The organism is Synechococcus sp. UW86, assembly GCF_900474085.1.
Taxonomy (GTDB): domain Bacteria; phylum Cyanobacteriota; class Cyanobacteriia; order PCC-6307; family Cyanobiaceae; genus Parasynechococcus.
In genome coordinates this window covers 448,667-464,042 of sequence record NZ_UCNU01000017.1, presented here as the reverse complement: position 1 = coordinate 464,042, position 15,376 = coordinate 448,667, and the positions used below count along the sequence as shown (strand labels likewise).

The following is a 15,376-nucleotide window of genomic DNA, read 5'->3' as shown; positions in this document are numbered from 1 at the left end:
GTGGCAATCAAGCCAACCTACCGAGCGCTCATCCTTCGCTACCAAGTCCCTCGAGTTGGGCGCGAACGCGGGCGATCTCCGCGTTGAGTTTTTCCACCCGCTCCTCGAGGTGTCCGTTGCCTGCGCTGTCCAGCACTTCGGAACCGTCCTGCATCCGCGGTGCGTGCAACATCGATTTCTGCGCGCCGTAACGCCTGCGCCTGTCGGCTTCGTTGAGGAGCCACCAGGCCAGGCCTGCAGCACCGAGCACTGCTCCGGTGACCAGAGTTGCCAGGGTGCCTGAGCCCGTGTCGTGCTGCTGGGCCATGGGTGCGTTCAACCTGCCTGAAGGTTAGTCATGCCCTCAAGATCTGAGGTTCAGCCGTCGCACAGGGTCACCGATTCCCGGACGAATCTCACCCTGTTCCCCCACGCCCTCGTCAATGCAGGCGGTGTGCAGCGTTAGGTCTGGAATCGCTTCACCCAACAACTTCAGTCCAGGACTGGCGCATAGGGCAGTGATCAGCCGCATGCGCCGACCATCCACACCCTTGCTCTGGAGCTCCTGCAGAAGCTTGAGGGTGGCCTCACCATCACTGATCTGGTCAACAAACAGAATCACCCCGGCGTTGGCTTCGATCTCCTGTGGGCACGACCCCAGGCAGAGGGAGGAATCGGGAAGGACGGATCGTCCTCCCTGCCAAAGCTCGAGGCCTGCTGGCAGCACTGGAATGGCGATCAGCGGTACCGATGCTTCAACGAGGGTGCCTTCGGTGTCCCCATGGAGTCCGGGCACCGTCTCCCGGCGATGGGGCAGCCAGTCCCGCAGGGCTTCGTAGGTGAGCCACCGGCCCAGTTCCTGCAGGGCTGTGGCGTAGAGGGCCGCAGGGGTTTCCCGATGCCGAAGCATGGTCAGCCAATGGCCGATCAGGGGATGGGGTGGAACCACCACCCGCAAGCTCATGGCCATATCGACTCGCTCCGCGGACAGTTGCCATAACGTGATTGCTCAAATTACCGGTCTCATGGGCGCCCTTCGACGTATGGCCTCGCTGCTGGCGGTGATCACGCTGGCGTTCAGCACTGTTGTTTGGGCTGAATCAGTGCAGGCCATCACCGCTCCCGAGCTGCGTGGTCAGTTCGCGGTTCAGGAGATCAGCGCCGATATGCACGGTCTTGACCTCAAGGAAAAAGAGTTCCTCAAGGCCGATTTGCGCGAGGTGAATCTCAGCGGCACAGACCTGCGTGGCGCTGTGATCAACACCTCGCAACTGCAGGGGGCCGATCTCCGCGATGCCGATCTCTCCGATGTTGTGGGCTTTGCCAGCCACTTCGAGGGCGCCGATCTCCGGGGGGCCAATTTCACCAACGCGATGATGATGCAGAGCCGTTTCACGGACGCGCAGATCGACGGTGCTGATTTCACCAACGCCGTGATCGACCTTCCCCAACAGCGGGCCCTCTGTGCTCGGGCGGATGGATCCAATCCGATCAGTGGTGTCTCCACCCGTGAGAGCCTGGGCTGCCGCCCTTAATCGTCATGGCAAAGCGTCTGCCGGTGACCGTGATCACCGGGTTTCTTGGGGCCGGTAAGACCACGGTGCTCCGCCATCTGCTCACCCGTGGCGGTCAGCGATTGGCCGTGATGGTCAACGAATTCGGCAGCGTTGGGCTTGATGGTGATCTGATTCGCAGCTGCGGCTTTTGTCCTGAGGAGGAGGTGGACGGCCGTTTGGTTGAGCTGAACAACGGCTGCCTCTGCTGCACGGTGCAGGACGACTTCCTGCCGACCATGGAGACGTTGCTGGAACGGGCGGATCAGTTGGATGGGATCGTTGTGGAAACGAGCGGTCTCGCTTTGCCACGGCCTCTGCTTCAGGCCTTGGATTGGCCCGCCATCCGTAGCCGTGTGCATGTGAATGGTGTGGTGACGCTGGTGGATGGCGAAGCTTTGGCTGCAGGCAGCCCAGTGGCTGATGCTGAAGCGCTGGAGCGGCAACGGGCCGAGGATCCCAGCCTGGATCACCTCACAGCGATCGACGACTTGTTTGAGGATCAACTCCAGGCCGCTGACCTGGTCTTGATCAGCCGAGCTGATTGCCTGGATGCATCAGCGATGGCTGAGGTGCAGGGGCGGATCAAAGACAAAGTGCGCCCGGGTACCGCTCTGCTTCCTGTGTCTCAGGGACAGGTGGAGACATCCGTTGTGTTGGGCCTTGAGCACAAGCCCACCCCCCAGGAAGCCCACACCCACCATGACCACGACCACCACGACCACCACGACCACGACCATCACGACCACAGCCATGTCGACATGGTCGGCAGCAATGTTCGTGTTGAAGGGGCCTTGGACCGTCAGGCCCTCGAACAGCTGTTGCCCAGCCTCGTGAGCAATCTCCAGGTGGTTCGACTCAAGGGGCGTGTCTGGCTGCCCAGCAAAACGCTTCCGCTTCAGATCCAGATGGTGGGTCCGCGGTTGAACAGCTGGTTTGAAGCAGCTCCCAGCCATGCCTGGCGTCCCGATCAGGGCTGTGGTGCTGATCTGGTGGTGCTGGCTTTGAACGAGGCTGCAGCTCCGGCCCTGGAATCCGGCCTTCAGAGGCTGGTGCAGGCCACACCGGCCAAGGCCAGCCCCGCGGCAGCCACGCCGGAGAGCTGAATCGGGTCTCCTTCCATTCGGCCCACAAAAAGAGCCATCACTGGTGCCGTGGCCATCAGGGTCACCCCTTCTCCAACGGGCATCGTTTGCAGCACCACCTGTTGCAACAGTATTCCCCCGTTGGTTCCGACCACGGTGGCAATCACAAGCTTCCATTGCTCCCGTTGCTTCAGCTTGGTCTGTCTCCAGATCCCTTTGAGGAAGGGAAGAAGACCAAGCCATCCGCCCAGCAGCCGGATCGATGCCGTCTGCAATGGGGTGAGGTCACTGTTGATCAGCACGTGACGGGCCAGAAAGGCTCCGCTCAGGCCACAGACCACGGCAGTGAGTGCCAACAGCAGCCCGATGCCGAAGTCAGCAGCGTTGTCCCCCCGCTCCCCTTGGCTCGTCTCTTTCGCCTGCATGGCAATGAGAACCACCGCGCTTGAAACCAAAAGCGCGCCGAGACCGTTCTTCACGGCCAGGCTGTCCCCCATCACCAACACCCCAGCGATGCTGGCCAGCACCGGACCGCTGGCTTCCACGGTGAGGGTTCGTCGGGTGCCGAGTCGCCGCAACGCCCCGAGATAGAAGCTGTCTCCGGCCGCAATGCCGATCAAGCCGCTGATCAACAGCAGCAGAACAGCATGCACCTCGGTGTTGTGCGGAAGTGTGAGCAGAACAGGCAGAAACAGCAGGCTGGCCAAGCCGTTCTTCATGGCGTTGAGCCGGATCGCCTTGACTCGCCCTGATAGCGATCGCCAGAGTGCACTGGCTCCCGTCCAGGCCATGGCTGCTCCAAGGGCCGCCAGTACACCCGTCATGGTCTGGTGTTGATCGTTGTGAAGTCTGCTGCGCAGTCGAGAACTCTGTGCACAATTCAGGAATGTGAGGCCTGGAGACGTGCACGGTCCTGGGGCAATTGCTGGAAACCTTGTCGGGGCATTGGGCGGTTCATCTTGAAAGTCGTGTTCCTCTCACTGAGCTTTATGAAGCACGGATCGCTTCATCCAAGCCATCGCTTGGTTTTTTCATTCTTCTGATCAGCTCTGCTGTGATCGCCAGCCTCGGGCTGATCTCCAACAGCACGGCGGTTGTGATCGGGGCCATGATCGTCGCTCCGCTGATGGACCCCATCCTCAGCCTGGCTTTTGGCTTGGCCGTGAGCGATGGGAAATTGATCCGACGTTCCGCCGTCACCATTGACTTCGGCGTTCTGGCGGTGATTGCAACCGCGGCGTTGATCAGTTTGGGACTCGGCATCAGCCATGTGCAGTCGGAGATCACTGGCCGCACGTCTCCCAACCTGATCGATCTGGGCATCGCCATCGCGGCGGCCGTTGCCGGGTCGTTCTCGATGACCCGCAAGCAATTGTCGAATTCGATTGCTGGAGTGGCGATTGCTGTCGCCCTTGTGCCAACGCTCTGTGTCAGCGGCATCGGCCTCACGCTTGGCTCGGAAATGGTGGCTGTGTTTGGCCGTGGAACGGTGGCGGGTCTCACCAACCAGATCGCGGAGGGATCGTTTCTACTTTTTCTGGCGAACCTGATCGGCATCACCGTCACCAGCCTTGTGGTGTTTTTGCTGCAGCGTTACGGCTCATTCCGCAGCTGTTGGCGCAATCTTCTGGTCTGGTTGGGATTGCTCGGGCTGTTGAGCCTGCCCTTGTCATCGGCATTGCATGACTTCAGTGTGCGGCAGCAGATGGATGCGGAATTTGGTCGCTTCAAAGCAGGACAACTCAAACGTGTAGCCCTCGCGCGAAGCAACCAGAGGTTGTGGTCAAAAGTTCGTCTGATGTACAGCAGTGTCAGTGTTGTTAACAACAAAGCAAGGCTGGATATTGTGCTCAATGCACCCGAAGACATCTTGGATCAATCCTTTATGAATGATGTCAATCAGCAGATGTTGAAACGAGCCAAAGACTTCGGCTTGGATGACCTAGACGTCAACATCAGTGTGATTCCCAACCGTGTGTACAAGTTTGATAATCAGTCAATGAACTAACGCAATGGTTGCTGGTTGGTGAACGGTTTGGCGATCAGCGGGATGGCGTCAAAAAAGAGTTGATCAGATTGTTCGACAACATCCAGAGCATCGTCGCTGTGTCGCTGTTCTTCGCTTCCTCGGAGGGTTCCGTTGGTTTGAATTGATGCCGGCCAGGGCCCAACAGGGCATTGCTCCAGTAGCTGAATCTCGGTTGATCAAGTTGTTCGTCGATGAGCTGAACCAGCAGTGCCCCTGCCCGCTCAACGCTTTCCGTCAATCGCAAGAGATCCCGAGCGACCAACCCAAACAAGGCCTGCCCAAGTGGATTGGCCTGGCGACTGTTTCTGAAAAACCCCTCTGACGTGCGGGGAATCACCAGCCCCGGACTCCAGGCCACGACTGGTATGTCCGGACGCTGCTGGTGGATCTGCAGGGCCATCAGCAGATTGCACAGCTTGCTGTCTTTGTAGGCCTTGTCTGCATTGAACGGACTTTCCCCATCCACCATCGGCGCCCCGGGGGCCTGGCGCAGTCCCAGTAGCGAGCCCAGCCCTGCAGGCTGACCAACCCGTCCTCCGCCGGTGGCTGGATTGTGCACCTCAGAGGCGGTGATCACGATGGCTTGGGTTTGCTCCTTCAATCCTTCCGCCAGAAGTTGATGGGCCAGGTGGTTCACCGCAAACGTGAGTTCAATGCCCTGTGCACTCCAACGTGGGGAGCTGTGGCCGGCGTATTGCAACCCGGCATTGAGCACCAGTGCATCGAATGGCATCTCCTGATGGCGGAGCTGTTCGATCGTCCTGGCCACAGACGCAAGGTCCGCCAGATCAGCAATGCAGGTGTCAACGGAACCCGACAGAGCCGTGCGGATTCGCTCGGCCCGTTCTGCATTGCGGCAAACAACGGTGAGTGCATCACCACGGGCCAGCAGGATTTTTGCCGCTTCAAGACCAATGCCGCTGCTGGCACCGGTGATCAGAACGCGGCGCTGTTCAGCAGTCGTCATGGAGTTTGAACACGTAGAGATCAGCGTCTCGATCGCTCACCACGTAGATCCTTTTTCGCCCGGGATCGAAGGCAACGCCCTCCGGTTTGCGGATTTGCTTTGGCTTGTCTCCCGTGCTGATGGTGAGATCGAGGCGCTGGAGAACAGTGTCGCCTGCCCAGTCGTACTGGAACAGGCACCGCCCCTTGTCGCTGACGATCCAGAGGGTGTCGCTGCTGCTGTCCTAGCTCAGGCCCGAGAAATCAAGCTTCTCGGCCTTCAGTTCGGGATGCATGAACCCTTGGCTGGCTTGCAGCACTCGTGTGGAGAGGATTGTGGTGAGTGTGGAATTCAGTTCGATCAGCAAACCGGGCTGGCGCTCTTTCACCACAACCACATGGTTGTTGCTGGTGTTCACAGTGATGCCCTCCAATCCGTTGTTGTCCGGAGGGTCTGGGAACTGGTGCGCAATCGTGTCGTAGTTGGTCATGGCTGACAGCGGGCGCCGAGACCGTTCGCGCCGGTTGCTCAGATCCACCACCACCACAGAATTGCTCTGCTCCTGCACCACGAGCAGCTCGCTGTCATCGCCACGGAGTGCAATGCCTTCCAAGTCGTCGAGGCCGATGAAGAATGAGTCGCTCACCGACACTCTGCCTTTGAGATCCAGACGAAAAATCGCCTCGGTGTCATCACTGACGGTGTAGAGCGCTGAGCCATCCGCGTTCAACGTCAGTCCGGATGGTTCATTCAGGCCGAGGCCTGGGTCTCGAATCCTGTGACGGCTCAGCAGCTCAAGGCGCATCGAGGTCATCCTCATCGGGACCCGTTCCTGGTGATTCTCGAGACTTGGCTCGTTTTTGCCAGCCATCGCAGGTGAGGATGAATGGATCACGGCCAGGCGCCATGAATCGAATCGCTGTTTATTGCGGCTCCTCGAGCGGCGACTCGAGCCTGTTCAAGCTTGCTGCCACTGAGCTGGGTGCACTGATCGCCACCCAGGGCATGGCCCTGGTTTACGGCGGAGCTCGCATTGGCTTGATGGGTGCTGTTGCTGATGCCGCTTTGGCGGCTGGAGGGGAGGTGATCGGGGTGATCCCCGAGGCGTTAACGCAAGAGGAAGTGGTGCACACCGGTTTGACCCATCTCGATGTTGTGGGATCGATGCACGAGCGCAAAGCGCGAATGCTCGATCTGGCCGATGCAGCCGTTGCCATGCCCGGGGGGCTGGGAACCCTCGACGAGTTGTTCGAAGCCTTGACCTGGGCTCAGCTTCGTTTTCATGCCAAGCCGATCGGCATGCTCAACATCGATGGCTACTTCGATGGGTTGCTGAGCTTTTTGGATCAAAGCGTTTCGACGGGCTTTCTTTCGCAGCGAAATCGCCAGCTCCTCCTGGATGCAACAACGCCAGAATTGCTGATCGATCGACTCCTCAATGCGTCCTGATGCAACGCACGGTTTTGCTTACCGGAGCCAGTCGTGGCATCGGACGTTCCATTGCCAGACGGTTGCTCAAGGATGGTCACCGCCTCAGCCTTGGTCTGCGGGATCCGCAGGCTCTAAGGGGAACAGACCTGGACGTCGGTACGGTGTTGCATCACGTCTACGACGCCAACGACCCAGCCAGTGTTGAAGCCTGGGTTGACAGCACCGTTCGTCACTGGGGTGCCATCGACACCGTGATCCACTGCGCGGGGATTTTGCATCGAACCCCGTTGTTGTTTGCAGATGGCGATGAGCAGCAGCTTGATGAACTGTGGGCGATCAACGTGAAGGGGCCCTGGTGGCTGACCCGTGCGGCCTGGCCGTATCTGGTTACCAGTGGCCATGGACGAATCCAGGTGTTGGTGTCGATGAGTGGCAAACGCGTCAAAGGTCGAATGGCGGGTTATCCCGTGAGCAAATTCGCCTTGATGGGGCTCTGTCAGAGCATGCGCAATGAAGGGTGGGACAAGGGGATTCGGGTGACCGCAATCTGTCCCAGTTGGGTCAACACCGATATGGCTCGTGCGGTGACGGCCGTTGAACCTGCCGCGATGACCCAACCCGAGGATCTTGCGTCTCTCTCGAGCAGCCTGTTGTCGATCCCCAACGCCGCCGTTCCGTTCGAGTTGGCGATGAATTGCTCGCTCGAAACCTGAATATTCCGGTGAGGACGATGTTGCCGTCAGATGATATCGCTATGGATGACCCAGCGTCCCTGCCTTGCGATGTGTCTTCTGGCGGCGATTGGCCTGCTGGCTCCACGCCTGGTTTTGGTGTTGATGTGGTTGATCAACAGCAGTTTCGTGCTGCAGCCCTTCAGTGGCACCAGTGTTCCCAACCCGTTGCTTCCCATCCTGGGTCTGTTGTTTCTCCCCACCACCACCCTCGGGTATTGCTGGGCTGCGGCCTCGTTCGGGGGCGTGTCGTCGTTCAGTGGCCTGTTGGTGGTGTTGATCGGTTTGATCATCGACTTCGGGCTGATCGGTAATGGCCGTGGTGCTGTTCGTCGTTGAAGATCATCCCCGTGGAAAACTGCGCCATCTGCCAGCTGCATCTCGATCCCACAGCGCAAGAGCGGTACGAGATTCAGCGCTCTGAACTCTGGGTTTTGCGGCATCACCCGGACCCAGCACCTCTGCCAGGTTGGCTTCTCTTGGATTCACGAAGGCACTGTTCTGGCCCCGTGGATTTCACGGCGGCCGAGGCTTCTGATTGGGGGTGCGCTGTTCGGGATGCCAGTGATCTCGTGAAACAGATCAGCGGATGTGAGCGCGTGTATGCAATTGCCTTTGGTGAGGGAGCCCAGCACCTTCATCTCCATCTCATCCCACGCCATCTGAATGAACCGGCCTCCAAAGCGTGGGCGGTTGCAGACTTGTACCGGGACATGGATCGAGGCGATCGAGCCGCTGCTGATCCTGCCGTTGTGGCAGCGATGGTGCAACGCTGTCGATCGTTGATCAGCGCCCCGGGTTGAAGCGTTTGCGCGTCTTGGTGCCGTTGGCGTTTTGCTTGAGATTTCCCAAGGGCCAGCCGAGGTGCCTGAGATGGCTCACCGTGTTTGGCGATGCGTTGAAGCAGTTTTCGCTGTAGCTGCTGGCGATACCGATTTCTTTGAGGGTGAGTAACAGCAACCTCTGCTCTCGGCGTGTACCCCGACGGCTCGTGAGCAGCACGAAGTCGCGTTCGCGAAGCTGTTCACTGATCGCATCGATGTTCTCGGAGTACCCCAAGGAGAGGGTTTGATCAATAGCGCGATAGGCGGTGTAGATCCGCCCCTCAGGATTGTTCTCGAGGGTTTGCACTCTTTCGCTCAGGGCAATCACGGCCTCCATCACCGGAGCCTGAAGCGCTTGTTCGATCTGATCAAGCTGCACGATCACAACCCTCCCACAGCCAAACGTTCATCACAGGCAGCCTCGTAGGCGCGGATGGCTGCGCTGGGAATGGAGCCATTGCTCTTGAGTTGGCGCACCGACAGCTCCACGCACTGAAGTACAACGCTGGTCAGCTCACGTCCTTCGCACAGGGCCCAGCCGCGAAGAAGCACATGAAGGCTCGGTGGAACGGAGACCGTGAGCTTCACCTGGGTCTCTCGGGTGGAGGTTTTGATCATGACCCGTCTGCTGCCGGAGCATCCCTAGGGTAGCTCAAGAGACGCTGCTGAGCAACTCATGAGTCTCTAAAGGGTGTCTTTGGAGTTGCTTCGGGGTTGCTCGTCGGCATTGCTCGGCCCTGTGGCGTGACAGCCAGGGTGCTGCTCGCATAGCTGATGCATGGGCCACCCCTTTGAGGCACCAGGCCTGTGCTGTCTGGCTGCAATTGTTGTGCCTCTATGTCGTCAATTCAGCCCTGTTTGGGCTGCCATCTTTCCTTATCCCGGTGATTCCAGGTGTCGATTGTTGAGCACCCAGGCGAAGTTTTTTTATACAAAATCTGCATATCCATGGATATGATGTTGGTGTGGATTCTTGGGAGCAGATGAGCGCAACTTCGGTTCAGGCTGACAAGGTCGTCAACGTCAGAATGTCTGAATCGGAGCACACTCTGTTGAAGGCCTACTGCGCTTCGTTGAACCGGAGCATGCAAGACGTGCTTCGTGATTTCGCGTTAATGCAAATCCAGAAGCAACGCTTTTGTTGCCGCCTTGTGCGCTCTCTGATGGATGAACATGGGATCGAGCAAGACCCCAGAGTTCGTAAGCCCTGTTTTGGCTATGCCTGTTATTACTGCCGCCATGCTGAGGCCTGCATGGCTGGTGAAACTGACTTGCTTTATATCCCCCGCCAGGAGATACGTGAACTCGTTTCTGAGGAAGCGGCCTATATCTTCGACTTTGATGGCAGCAGTATCGAGGCCCCGGACCAATCGGGGTGATCGAGTTTCGACCCGCCAGTCACTTCACCCACAGACGCACGAGCCTTCACAGCAAGAGTTCGATTGAGGCGGTCCTGGCAGGAATCACTTCGAGTCTTGGTTGCAATTTGTGGATGTCGAGAAATCCGAGCACAACCCCTTCAAAAATGCGGACGATTCGGCTCATAGTGATTCCGCCAAGTCGCTAATCGGGTTTGGAAGCCGGACAGAGCGATGTCCGACGCCCTGGTGTTTGACTCCTGCTTCAGCAGGAGTCAAATCCATTTGTTTCTTAAGAAATCTGGTTGTGTAGCCCCGCGAACAGATTTGTCCGTCAAGGTATCGGCGTGGTCGAATCGCTCCGGTGATGCATCACCGTCGGCCACACAACATTCTTTGATTGGGAACGAAAGATCTGGAGGATCTTCGTTTTGGTTGGATCAAAACGGAGAGGGTGGGATTCGAACCCACGGTGCCCGTGAAGACACGCTGGTTTTCAAGACCAGAGCCATAAACCACTCGACCACCTCTCCAGAGGGTGTCAGGTGCCCCGCGGGACACCCGACAACTGTATCGGGACGTGCTCCCAGCTCAGTTTTCCGGCTTGGCCAGAGGCAGCAGACACTTATCGGAATCACATCCGGCCGGGCCTGCTTCCGTCAGCTCACCCTGGTCGTAACGCTGCAGTGCTTCGAAGAAATCACTGCTCACGCGACGCTTCACCACGGCCGATTGCAGCTCCTCGTAGGTGGCTGCATCGATTGGCTCAAAGGGCAGGCGGGGGAAGGTGGCATTGGCATCGAAACGGGCCAGAAGAGCTGCTGAGATGTAGCCCTCGCCCTTCTCCATGGCTTGATGCAGAGCATCAGCCAAGGGTTCGATTTCGTGCTCGCGGAATTCGATGGTGGCGGAGGTGTTGTGGGCGGTGTAATGCCGCTGCACTTGCATGTAGAAATCGAATTGCGCCATGGCACTGAAGCCGTTGATGTCAACAGCATCAGCACCGGGCAGGTTGGCCCAGCTCACCTCGGTGGGAATCTCCACCAGCCATTCGGTGCAGCGGGGATCGAAGGGGTCATTCAGCAGACGGCCTTCCTCATCCTTGTCGGACTGGGAGGGAACGATGGTGTAGCCGTAGTCCATGCAGGCCATGGCCACGGGATCGTTCTTGCGGAAGGTGATCCGGCGGATGAAGCGCTGGGCTTTGGGGGGATGCCAGCCGGGGGCGGCACCGGTGAGCAGGCTCTTGGTGCCTGCAGGCTGAACGGTGGTGCAGCGGTTGGGGCGACGCAGACCATGGCGGTCGCAGTAGTCCCAGACCGTTTGATTGACGATCTCCTTCCAGCGGCTCAGGTAAGCGGCTTCCTGCTCCTTGAAGCGAAGACCCTCCTCGGTTTCCGGGCGACCGGCTTCCCACCAGCTCAGCCATTCCGAGCCGAAGGCATGGACGAAGAAGTCGAACAGGCCGGTGAAGCTGACACCAACGATTGGGTCCCATTCACGGCTCTGGCGGTACCGCTCCACCTCAAAACGATGGTTGAGCAGGCAAGCAACCGAGAGGGCACCTGCACGGAAGGCATCGGCCTGTCCTTCCTCGTCGCTGGGGTCGATCTGGTTGAGGTGCACCTCGGCCAGATTGCAGTGGAAATCGGCGCCCAGGATCTCGCCGCAGGGATTCAAGCCGTAACGGCTGAGGCGGTGCTCAAGCTCGTCGGCGCCAATGGGGCCATGGTTGTCGGACAGCCAACGCCCCGCTTCCTCACGACCCTGGTCGCAGTAGATCTCAATGAATTCCGTTCGCAGCTCAGGGGTGGTGAGCAGATCGGTATTGGAGCGAGCGATCGCTTCGGGAGCGAACTGGATCGCGCCTTCGCCGGAGTGGAACTGCTTGGTCACCGCTGCGTGCACAACGTCCTTGCTGGGACGGGTGTGATAAACGCGGGTGTGGTTGGCCATCCGCAACGCATCACGCTCGGGGTCGATCCTCCAGTTGCCCTCCTCGTCTTGCTGCCAGAGGTTGTCCTTGGAGGACGCAGCCGCCTGGTCGTCCGAAGCGAACTGGCGCATGCCGGCGCTGCGGCGGATGTTTCCAGCCACGATCGTGACGGCGGCTTCGTCGATCAGAAGGCAGCACTCGACTGAGGTGAGCCGACGGCCCTGGGCCTTGTTCAGCAGCCGAGCAACGCGCCCGTAGAGATCCTTCAGCTTGACGGGGTTGGCCATGCCGCCGAAACCCTTCAGCGTTTCCCCAACAGGCCGCACATCGCCGAGGTCCACCTCGATCTGAATCGGACCTCCGTTGAACCGTTCATCGCTGCTGAGCTCGAGCATCAGCTGGTAGCTGTCCACCCAGCCGCGACGGGTGTCACCCACCTTGATGGTCACCTTGTTGCCATCAATGCTGTGGGTGCAGTCGTCCTGGCGCTCAGCGGCAGGAGTGATGCCGATTTCGCTGACGCTGAGAACTTCAAAGCTGTTGCGCACCACCGGAAGCCGGTCGATCAGGTGCGGCTCGATGATGGCGCCGGTGCCACAGCCCATCATCGCCAGGTCCATCATCAGACCAAAGGCTTGCCAATCCACCAGGTTGGTGGATGTGCAGTTGTAGGAACCCGAGAAGTTTTCGGGCTGCTCGATCCAGCGGGTGCCACCGATCCAGAGCCAGCGGCCGGAGGGAAGAGCTTTTTTCTCGGCCTGCATGCGAGCCAGCAGGGCAACTTCCGCATCGTTGAGGTTGCCCAATTGACGCAGGCCTTCCAGGTTTCGCGCGCCCACCTGACTCCAGCTTTCACGGCCGCTGGGGGTTTTGCGGCTGTAGGTGCGATAGAAGACCGGGTTGGCAGCAGGAGCAGTTGCGGGGAAGTCGCCGAACCCGGCGACAGCTCCCGCGGAGGTCTCCACACGATTTGGAGTGAGGGTCACGTGCGGTGCTGGGGCGAAGGACAAGTATCGAAACCCTAACGCCACAGATGGGGGTAGCAAGGTCTCTTTACCACCATCAACAGTGTCCCGTTCAAACTGGGCTCCGAATCGGCAGCAAATGATGCAGCGGCGGCTGGAGCCTGAGTTGATGAACGGCGACACGCAGGTGCAGGCCTATGCCGCTGCCGACTTCAGTTCCGGCGATCAAGCCACCATCGAAGCGATTCAGCGTCTCCTCTCACGCACATCGCCTTTGCCGCCTGATCCACTGGTGGTGGACCTGGGTTGTGGCCCTGGAAACATCACGCTTCGGCTGGCCGGCCTCTTCCCCAAGGCTCGGATCATCGGCATTGACGGTGCCGAATCGATGCTGGGTGTCGCCCGGGAGCGGGCCCAGCAGCAGCAGCTGGAGATCTCCTTCCTTTGTCAGACCCTTCAGGAGGTGCTTCGAGGTGCTCTGCTTGAGCAGGCTGATCTGATCGTCAGCAACAGCCTTTTGCATCACCTGCACCAGCCTGATCTGCTCTGGAGGGTCACCAGAGACTTGGCAGCACCGGGTTGTCGCACCTTGCACCGGGATCTGCGGCGTCCTGCTTCCGACGCTGAGATTCAACCGCTGCTGCTCAAACACCTGCCATCGGCTCCAGAGGTGTTGCAGCAGGATTTCGCTGCCTCGCTGGCGGCGGCCTTCGAACCTCAGGAGGTGACCGCAGAGCTCCACCGGCTTGATCTCAACGAGTTGACGGTGTCGGCGGAGGACGACCGTTATCTGGTGGTGTCAGGCTTGGTGAAGTCCTGAAATCCGATGAGCGGCAGTCAAGCGACCACTGATGGTGATCTGGCCCAGGTTTTGGCCTCGGCGGTGGATCGCCGTCGCAACTTTGCGATCATTTCCCACCCGGACGCGGGAAAAACAACCCTCACCGAGAAGTTGCTGCTCTACGGCGGTGCCATTCAGCAGGCCGGTGCGGTGAAAGCCCGGGGTGAGCAGCGCAAGGTGACCTCCGACTGGATGGAGCTTGAAAAGCAGCGGGGCATTTCAATCACCTCCACAGTGCTGCAGTTCGATTACGACGCCACCACGATCAACCTCCTGGACACGCCAGGTCACCAGGATTTTTCCGAAGACACTTACCGAACTCTGGCAGCAGCGGACAACGCCGTGATGCTGGAGGATGCCGCCAAGGGCCTGGAGCCTCAGACCCGGAAGTTGTTCGAGGTCTGCCGCATGCGTCAGATCCCGATCTTCACCTTCATCAACAAGATGGACCGCCCTGGGCGGGAACCGCTCACCCTGCTCGATGAAATCGAGTCGGAACTTGGCCTCACCCCCTGGGCGGTCAACTGGCCGATCGGCAGTGGCGAGCAATTCCGTGGTGTGATCGATCGCCGCAGCAAGGAAGTGGTTCTGTTCAGCCGTGCTGAACGGGGCAAGCAGGCCAGTGAGCAACGCCTCTCGCTGGACGACCCTGCCCTGCGCGAGTTGGTGGAAGAGGACTTGCTCGATCTGGCCATTGAAGAAATGGAGTTCCTGGAGGCGGCTGGCGCCGAGCTTGACATTGAGTTGGTCCATGCCGGTGAGCTCACCCCGGTGTTCTTCGGCTCGGCCATGACCAACTTCGGGGTCCGTCCGTTCCTCGATGCCTTCCTTGAGATGGCACAACGGCCGATCGCCCGATCCAGCAGCGAAGGTCTGGTGGACCCATTGCGTGAAGGGTTCAGCGGCTTCGTGTTCAAGCTTCAGGCCAACATGGACCCCAGGCACCGCGACCGGGTGGCCTTCGTCCGTGTCTGCAGCGGCCGCTTCGAAAAAGACATGACGGTGAAGCACGCCCGCACGGGCAAAGCGATCCGTCTCTCACGTCCTCAAAAGCTCTTCGGTCAGGACCGAGCCGTTGTGGAAGACGCCTATCCGGGTGATGTGATCGGTCTCAACAACCCCGGCATGTTTTCCATTGGCGACACGCTTTATGTGGGTTCGAAAGTGGAATACGAAGGCATTCCCTGTTTCAGTCCTGAAATTTTCAGTTGGCTCCGCAACCCCAACCCTTCAGCCTTCAAGAACTTCCGCAAAGGGGTGAACGAGCTGCGGGAAGAGGGGGCTGTGCAGATCCTCTACGACACCGACGAGAGCAAGCGAGATCCAATTCTGGCGGCCGTTGGACAACTCCAGCTTGAGGTGGTCCAGCACCGGCTTGAAAACGAATACGGCGTGGAAACCCGGCTTGAGCCCATGGGTTTCCAGGTTGCCCGTTGGATCAACGGCGGTTGGGCTGAACTCGAAAAGGTGGGCCGGATTTTCAATTGCAAGACCGTGCGTGATGCCTGGAATAGGCCTGTGCTGTTGTTCAAGAACGAGTGGAATCTCAACCAGCTTCGGGAAGACCACCCCGACCTTGAACTCAGCAGTGTTGCCCCGGTGGTGAGTGGAGTGGAGCCGATCAGTCTCTGAACCGCGCCGATCACCCCATCCACACCTCCACGGCTCTCTCGCCAGAATCGTGCCGCGCTTTCATCT

General features: G+C 59.3%; 17 protein-coding genes, 1 tRNA gene and 1 pseudogene. 10 read left to right on the top strand and 9 right to left on the bottom strand.

Annotated features, from left to right (window positions below):
* Positions 1-28 precede the first annotated feature (28 nt).
* On the bottom strand, positions 29-307 hold the full coding sequence (locus tag DXY04_RS11030; RefSeq protein ID WP_114989086.1) for a hypothetical protein: 279 nt from the start codon (positions 305-307) through the stop codon (positions 29-31).
* A 36-nt stretch (positions 308-343) separates the two neighbouring features.
* The gene (locus DXY04_RS11025) at positions 344-949 is read right to left on the bottom strand and encodes a uracil phosphoribosyltransferase (RefSeq protein WP_115162095.1); all 606 of its coding nucleotides are present in this window, start codon (positions 947-949) and stop codon (positions 344-346) included.
* A gap of 73 nt (positions 950-1,022) precedes the next feature.
* Here DXY04_RS11025 and DXY04_RS11020 point away from each other — a divergent pair, with 73 nt between their 5' ends.
* Together DXY04_RS11020 and cobW are read left to right on the top strand one after the other, a co-directional pair.
* Positions 1,023-1,514 carry a pentapeptide repeat-containing protein gene (locus DXY04_RS11020; protein ID WP_244273103.1) on the top strand — a complete coding sequence of 164 codons (492 nt, stop codon included), beginning with the start codon at positions 1,023-1,025 and terminating at the stop codon, positions 1,512-1,514.
* Positions 1,515-1,519: 5 nt separating this feature from the next.
* Positions 1,520-2,638: a cobalamin biosynthesis protein CobW gene (gene cobW / locus DXY04_RS11015; protein WP_115162093.1), complete on the top strand. Its 1,119-nt coding sequence runs from the start codon at positions 1,520-1,522 to the stop codon at positions 2,636-2,638.
* Here cobW and DXY04_RS11010 read toward each other — a convergent pair.
* On the bottom strand, positions 2,575-3,441 hold the full coding sequence (locus tag DXY04_RS11010; RefSeq protein WP_115162092.1) for an EamA family transporter: 867 nt from the start codon (positions 3,439-3,441) through the stop codon (positions 2,575-2,577). The two genes, cobW and DXY04_RS11010, sit on opposite strands and share 64 nt — an antisense overlap.
* Positions 3,442-3,671: 230 nt before the next feature.
* On the opposite strand from DXY04_RS11010, the gene DXY04_RS11005 reads away from it, so the two are divergent.
* On the top strand, positions 3,672-4,625 hold the full coding sequence (locus DXY04_RS11005; RefSeq protein ID WP_244278669.1) for a DUF389 domain-containing protein: 954 nt from the start codon (positions 3,672-3,674) through the stop codon (positions 4,623-4,625).
* Positions 4,626-4,659: 34 nt separating this feature from the next.
* Here the strand turns inward: DXY04_RS11005 and DXY04_RS11000 are convergent, their stop codons facing one another.
* Together DXY04_RS11000 and DXY04_RS10995 are read right to left on the bottom strand one after the other, a co-directional pair.
* Positions 4,660-5,613, bottom strand: coding sequence for an SDR family NAD(P)-dependent oxidoreductase (locus DXY04_RS11000; RefSeq protein WP_115162090.1), 954 nt, complete (start codon positions 5,611-5,613; stop codon positions 4,660-4,662).
* A pseudogene (locus tag DXY04_RS10995) lies at positions 5,600-6,397 on the bottom strand (SdiA-regulated domain-containing protein). The gene DXY04_RS11000 and the pseudogene DXY04_RS10995 overlap by 14 nt, the downstream one beginning before the upstream one ends.
* Before the next feature lie 101 nt (positions 6,398-6,498).
* On the opposite strand from DXY04_RS10995, the gene DXY04_RS10990 reads away from it, so the two are divergent.
* The 4 genes from DXY04_RS10990 to DXY04_RS12660 all read left to right on the top strand — a co-directional run bounded on the left by DXY04_RS10990 (position 6,499) and on the right by DXY04_RS12660 (position 8,557).
* Complete coding sequence (locus tag DXY04_RS10990) at positions 6,499-7,041, top strand: TIGR00730 family Rossman fold protein (protein ID WP_244278668.1); 543 nt, start codon at positions 6,499-6,501, stop codon at positions 7,039-7,041.
* A complete protein-coding gene (locus tag DXY04_RS10985; RefSeq protein ID WP_115162088.1) occupies positions 7,041-7,736 on the top strand; it encodes an SDR family NAD(P)-dependent oxidoreductase in 696 nt (231 codons plus the stop codon). The genes DXY04_RS10990 and DXY04_RS10985 overlap by 1 nt, the downstream gene beginning before the upstream one ends.
* Before the next feature lie 69 nt (positions 7,737-7,805).
* Positions 7,806-8,093, top strand: coding sequence for a hypothetical protein (locus DXY04_RS10980; RefSeq protein ID WP_115009267.1), 288 nt, complete (start codon positions 7,806-7,808; stop codon positions 8,091-8,093).
* Between the two features lie 170 nt (positions 8,094-8,263).
* Complete coding sequence (locus tag DXY04_RS12660; protein WP_370586288.1) at positions 8,264-8,557, top strand: hypothetical protein; 294 nt, start codon at positions 8,264-8,266, stop codon at positions 8,555-8,557.
* On the opposite strand, the gene DXY04_RS10970 is transcribed toward DXY04_RS12660, so the two are convergent.
* Both DXY04_RS10970 and DXY04_RS10965 read right to left on the bottom strand, forming a co-directional pair.
* Positions 8,541-8,957 carry a hypothetical protein gene (locus DXY04_RS10970; protein WP_371634535.1) on the bottom strand — a complete coding sequence of 139 codons (417 nt, stop codon included), beginning with the start codon at positions 8,955-8,957 and terminating at the stop codon, positions 8,541-8,543. The genes DXY04_RS12660 and DXY04_RS10970 overlap by 17 nt on opposite strands.
* A gap of 2 nt (positions 8,958-8,959) precedes the next feature.
* The gene (locus DXY04_RS10965) at positions 8,960-9,196 is read right to left on the bottom strand and encodes a hypothetical protein (protein ID WP_006850194.1); all 237 of its coding nucleotides are present in this window, start codon (positions 9,194-9,196) and stop codon (positions 8,960-8,962) included.
* A 365-nt stretch (positions 9,197-9,561) separates the two neighbouring features.
* On the opposite strand from DXY04_RS10965, the gene DXY04_RS10960 reads away from it, so the two are divergent.
* Positions 9,562-9,957, top strand: coding sequence for a hypothetical protein (locus DXY04_RS10960; protein ID WP_136975394.1), 396 nt, complete (start codon positions 9,562-9,564; stop codon positions 9,955-9,957).
* Between the two features lie 425 nt (positions 9,958-10,382).
* Here the strand turns inward: DXY04_RS10960 and DXY04_RS10955 are convergent.
* Positions 10,383-10,469, bottom strand: a tRNA-Ser gene (locus DXY04_RS10955).
* Between the two features lie 58 nt (positions 10,470-10,527).
* Positions 10,528-12,858: a ribonucleoside-triphosphate reductase, adenosylcobalamin-dependent gene (nrdJ, locus tag DXY04_RS10950; RefSeq protein ID WP_115162084.1), complete on the bottom strand. Its 2,331-nt coding sequence runs from the start codon at positions 12,856-12,858 to the stop codon at positions 10,528-10,530.
* Between the two features lie 148 nt (positions 12,859-13,006).
* Here nrdJ and DXY04_RS10945 point away from each other — a divergent pair, with 148 nt between their 5' ends.
* Both DXY04_RS10945 and DXY04_RS10940 read left to right on the top strand, forming a co-directional pair.
* Positions 13,007-13,657, top strand: a complete 651-nt coding sequence (locus DXY04_RS10945) for a trans-aconitate 2-methyltransferase (RefSeq protein WP_371634534.1) — start codon at positions 13,007-13,009, stop codon at positions 13,655-13,657.
* 6 nt (positions 13,658-13,663) lie between these two features.
* The gene (locus tag DXY04_RS10940; RefSeq protein ID WP_115162082.1) at positions 13,664-15,310 is read left to right on the top strand and encodes a peptide chain release factor 3; all 1,647 of its coding nucleotides are present in this window, start codon (positions 13,664-13,666) and stop codon (positions 15,308-15,310) included.
* The last annotated feature ends 66 nt before the right edge of the window (positions 15,311-15,376 follow it).